6 protein-coding genes are annotated in these 4604 nt (G+C 40.2%); all 6 read left to right on the top strand.

Annotated features, from left to right (window positions below):
• On the top strand, positions 1 to 1019 hold a 1019-nt coding region (locus tag BTA30_RS22245; protein WP_142243726.1), incomplete at its 5' end, for an ATP-binding cassette domain-containing protein.
• Positions 1020 to 1693: 674 nt separating this feature from the next.
• A complete protein-coding gene (locus tag BTA30_RS22235; RefSeq protein WP_076764242.1) occupies positions 1694 to 2182 on the top strand; it encodes a DinB family protein in 489 nt (162 codons plus the stop codon).
• Between the two features lie 14 nt (positions 2183 to 2196).
• Positions 2197 to 2646 carry a helix-hairpin-helix domain-containing protein gene (locus BTA30_RS22230; RefSeq protein ID WP_076764240.1) on the top strand — a complete coding sequence of 150 codons (450 nt, stop codon included), beginning with the start codon at positions 2197 to 2199 and terminating at the stop codon, positions 2644 to 2646.
• Between the two features lie 151 nt (positions 2647 to 2797).
• Positions 2798 to 3520, top strand: coding sequence for an esterase family protein (locus tag BTA30_RS22225; protein ID WP_076764238.1), 723 nt, complete (start codon positions 2798 to 2800; stop codon positions 3518 to 3520).
• 64 nt (positions 3521 to 3584) lie between these two features.
• Positions 3585 to 4094, top strand: a complete 510-nt coding sequence (locus BTA30_RS22220) for a YjcG family protein (protein ID WP_076764236.1) — start codon at positions 3585 to 3587, stop codon at positions 4092 to 4094.
• A 9-nt stretch (positions 4095 to 4103) separates the two neighbouring features.
• Complete coding sequence (locus BTA30_RS22215; RefSeq protein ID WP_076764234.1) at positions 4104 to 4538, top strand: GNAT family N-acetyltransferase; 435 nt, start codon at positions 4104 to 4106, stop codon at positions 4536 to 4538.
• Positions 4539 to 4604 lie beyond the last annotated feature (66 nt).

Here is a 4604-nt window from a genome sequence, read left to right as displayed (position 1 = left end):
ATATAAAGAAACTGACCGACAAATTAAAAAATGTGGTGAAAAGTTCTTTAAAACAAAGTTTACATTTCATATTTTTTATGCAAAATATTATTTTGACGAATAATCTAATAACAGTGCTAGTATTGTTGTTTTCAGGAATGTTAATTTTACAGAACCAATTGACAATAGGAGTCTATACCTCATTTTCATTATATATGGCTAAACTTCTGGCTACTACTCAATCTTTAGGGAGCTTAGATATAACTTTAAAGCCTGTATGCATAAGCATCAAGAGAATTAAAGAGTTTTTAGATTTAAATAGTGAAAATTTAGAAACAAGCCAAAAACTAACTGAACCCATTGTCACTATAGAATTTAAAGATGTTAGTTTCAAATATGAAAAAAATAGCGACTTAATATTTGAGCATTTAAATGTCAAAATTGAAAGCGGAGATAAAGTATTGATTGATGGAATAAATGGAGCAGGAAAGTCTACGTTTATTAAATTGTTAACAGGGCTCTACCATCCTGAAAATGGAAGAATTTTAATTAACAATATTGACTATGCTTTAATTGATAAGAAAAGTATTAGGGATAGAATAGGAATCGTTTCACAGAATATCTTTCTATTTAAAGGAACTGTTTTAGAGAATATTTTATATGGTCAGGAAGAAAAAACGAAAGATGATGTAATCGAATTACTCAATAATTATCATTTAATAGAACAGTTAAACAGATTTGATAAAGGGTTGGATACCGAAATCATCCAAGATGGATCAAGTGTATCTGGCGGACAGGCACAATTAATTGCGTTTATAAGAGCAATACTTAAGAAAAGAGATATTATTATACTGGATGAAGCGACTACAAATTTGCATGTTGAGACAAAGGATCTTATGTATGAATTACTACAAAAAAATGATCTTTGCAATATATTAATTATGATTTCACATCAACAAGAAGGTTTGCAATTCATTAATAAAATACTAGAACTGACACATTTTAAAAAGAAACAGCATGTGAGAGACGATATTTTTTAAGCAAATAAAATGTAAAGAGGTTTGCGGATAGCATTCATAATAAACGTAAAAAGTGTTCCCCACTATTTTTGCCCCAGTAAATAAAAAAGGTTTATTCTTGTAGCTATGTGGATGTACGGAAAAATCCCCCCTAAAAAAAGATAGAACTGGTTCCGAAGCTTTTTAACGCTTTGGTTGACTATAAAACAATTTTCAAGAAGAACTTTAATGATGAATCGTGTTTGAGAGAAGATAACTGGTTTATCGCCGGTTTTGACGGAATAAAAAAGGGAATAATGGTTCCTGCCGTTTATGAAGATATTTTAATTAATTGGAGATCGAAAAAATATGTCGGGCATTAGCAAAATCCATCCCAGCTTGATAAGCCGGTCGGCTGCATCAAGGCTTTCCACATCTTTCGCGCAAACCGAATGCCCCCCTGTCCCTTCCTCCTTTCGCAGTTGAAATCTAAACCCTGTCGATTCCTACGCTGAACTGACACAGGAGAGAGAAAGAGCCGGTCAAAATCGTTGACGCGAAATGGATTATTTTACAGACCTTTTATAGAATGTAGGTGCTGAAGCCACTGTAATAGAACTTATACAAAAGGCAGCTGAATTTTTTCAAACCATGACAAAAGCTGTCAGGATTAACTGATAAAATATGAATGAATTCAAATAGAAAGGGTGACGCTGATGAATGCGGTTCATACATTACGAGATGTTCTTTTGCACGAAATGGAAACGGGGATTCGATCGACATGCCTTCTTTTACAAAAGGTGAAGGAAACCGATTGGCCTTACCGCCCCGCCGATAACATGCGCAGCCTGAAAGAGCTGGCTGACCATCTCATCGCCATTCCGGAAACGGATCTGGCCATCATGCAAGAGAAAAAGCAAAGCGATATCACCGAGCTCGAAAAACGGTATGGGGCATTGCAATCCGCAGAGGAAATGACGGCAGCGATGGAAAAAGGCTATGAGCAATTCAAATCCTTTTTTACATCCATGCCAGATGAAGAATTTTTGACAAAGAAGACAACGCCGTTTTATCTTGAAACAGGAATGACCCAAAGCCGTTGGCTGGCGGAAACACTCACCCACATCTTCCATCACCGGGCCCAATTGTTTAACTATTTGAAACAGCTCGGCTATCATATCAACATGTTCGATCTGTATATTTGAATGAAGGTGATCACATGAAACTGCCTTTGACAGAACAAGAGCGGTCAAACCTAAGAGCCGCACGGATAAAAATGAAAGATACAGCAGAAATGGAGCTGTCAAGCCTCGCTCAGGCGCTCGATTCACCTTTGGCGCGGGCAAAATACATCAAAGCGCTCGCCCAATTTCAAACGGTCCCTTCCATCGGGCCGAAAATAGCTCAGTCCGTCATTGATTTAGGCTATTATTCTCTCGCAGAAATCAAGCATGAAACAGGCGCAGATTTGATCATTCGCCTGGAAAAGCTAAAAGGCTATTGGGAAGACCCTTGTGCAGAAGATGCGCTGCGCTGCATCGTCTATTACGCCAACCATCCCGGAAGCGGCAAAAGCTGGTGGGATTTCACTGCTGAAAGAAAACGATATCGGCAGCAATACGGATATCCCGCGGACAGACCGTCAATCCCTTGGTACGAGAAAAAATAATAAACCAAGCTCAGGGCTGCTGATCATAACGGCAGCTCTTTTTCGCGCGGATATGCCGAAACGAAAATTGCGCCTTCGGAAGAGAATTTTCGCGAAATTCGTGTTACAATGTATGGAAACGTTCACAACATCATTTCTGGAGGAATTCACCTTGGCTATTAAAACAGGCGTCATTCAGGAGAAAAGGCTTTTTTCAGAAGAGCTCGGCGAAGAGATGGAGCTTTTGGTGTATTTGCCTGCATCCTATTCCCCGCTCTACAAATATCATGTCATCATCGCCCAGGATGGACATGACTACTTCCGGCTCGGCCGCATCAGCCGGCAGCTTGAGGAACTGCTGAAACACGGCGAAATCGAACGATCCATCATCATTGGCGTTCCTTACAAAAACGTCAAGGAAAGAAGACTTACATACCATCCTGAAGGTTCAAAATTTGAAGCTTATAAACGCTTTTTGGCGAATGAACTTGTTCCTTTCGCCGACCGCGAGTATCCGACATATCAAGTCGGATCAGGCAGGACGCTGATCGGAGATTCGCTCGGAGGAACCGTCTCGCTTATGACAGCGCTTGATTATCCAAACATGTTCGGTAATGTCATCATGCAGTCTCCTTATGTCGACGATCATGTGCTTGAAAAGGTGGAGCATGCCGATTCCCTGCAGCTGATTTCGATCTGCCACCAAATCGGCACGAAAGAAACCGAGGTCAAAACAACAGATGATCAGGTTTTAGATTTTACGGCACCTAATGAAAAACTGAAAGAACTGCTCGAAAAAAAGAAGACAAACTATGGCTATGAAGCATTTGACGGTGATCATAAATGGACGTATTGGCAGCCTTTAATCACCCCAGCCTTAAAAAAAATGCTCTAGCTCTCTGTATATCTGCCCATCTTTGATATACTAAACTATATACATTGTTTGAGGAGGGAACAAAATGAAATACGGCATTGTGTTATTTCCATCAAAAAAACTTCAGGATATTGCAAATTCCTACCGAAAACGTTATGACCCGAATTACGCTTTAATCCCGCCCCATCTTACATTAAGAACACCTTTTGAAGCATCTGAAGAAGAAATCGGCAAAGTCGTTCGACAGCTGAGAGAGCTTTCAAAAGAACTAAAACCGATTCCGCTGAAGATAACAAAATTCAGTTCTTTTGCACCCGTCAATAATGTGATTTATATGAAAACCGAACCGACTGAAGAGTTGATAGTGCTTCATGAAAAAATGTACAGCGGCGTTTTGGAAGGCAAGCCGGAATACGCATTTGTTCCCCATGTCACGATCGCTCAGAATCTATCCAATGACGAGCATTCCGATGTCCTTGGCCCGCTGAAAATGAAAGATGCGTCACATGAAGAAACAATCGACCGCTTTCACCTGCTTTATCAATTGGACAACGGCTCTTGGACAGTACATGAAACTTTTATTTTAGGAGCGTGATGAAAGCCAGTGGAAGCCGTCATCGTGAAGAATAAACAACAGCTAGAAGACGCTTATTTTGTAAGAGAAGAAGTATTCATCAAAGAACAAAACGTATCACCGGAAGAAGAAATGGATCACTTCGATCAGGACTCTTCACACCTTGTCATCTATGACGGAACAGAACCGATCGGCGCTGGCCGGCTTCGCATTGTCGACGGCTTCGGCAAGCTTGAACGGATCTGTGTGCTAAAAAGCCACCGCTCAATCGGGGTAGGCAATCTGATCATTCAGGCGCTTGAAAAGGAAGCAGCAAAACAAGGTTCAGCACAATTTATGCTGAACGCACAGACACAAGCTGTGCCTTTTTATGAAAAACACGGCTACAAGGTCGTTTCCGAAGAATTTTTAGATGCAAATATTCCTCACGTCAAAATGGTCAAAAAGCAACCGTTCCAAGTCTAATTGGAACGGTTAGATGGTTGACAAAATCCTAAAACGGTTTAAAGTTTTAGGATTTTGTCATCCTTT

The organism is Bacillus swezeyi, from assembly GCF_001969815.1.
In the GTDB taxonomy this organism is placed as follows: domain Bacteria; phylum Bacillota; class Bacilli; order Bacillales; family Bacillaceae; genus Bacillus; species Bacillus swezeyi.
This window is presented reverse-complemented; position numbering and strand designations above follow the sequence as displayed.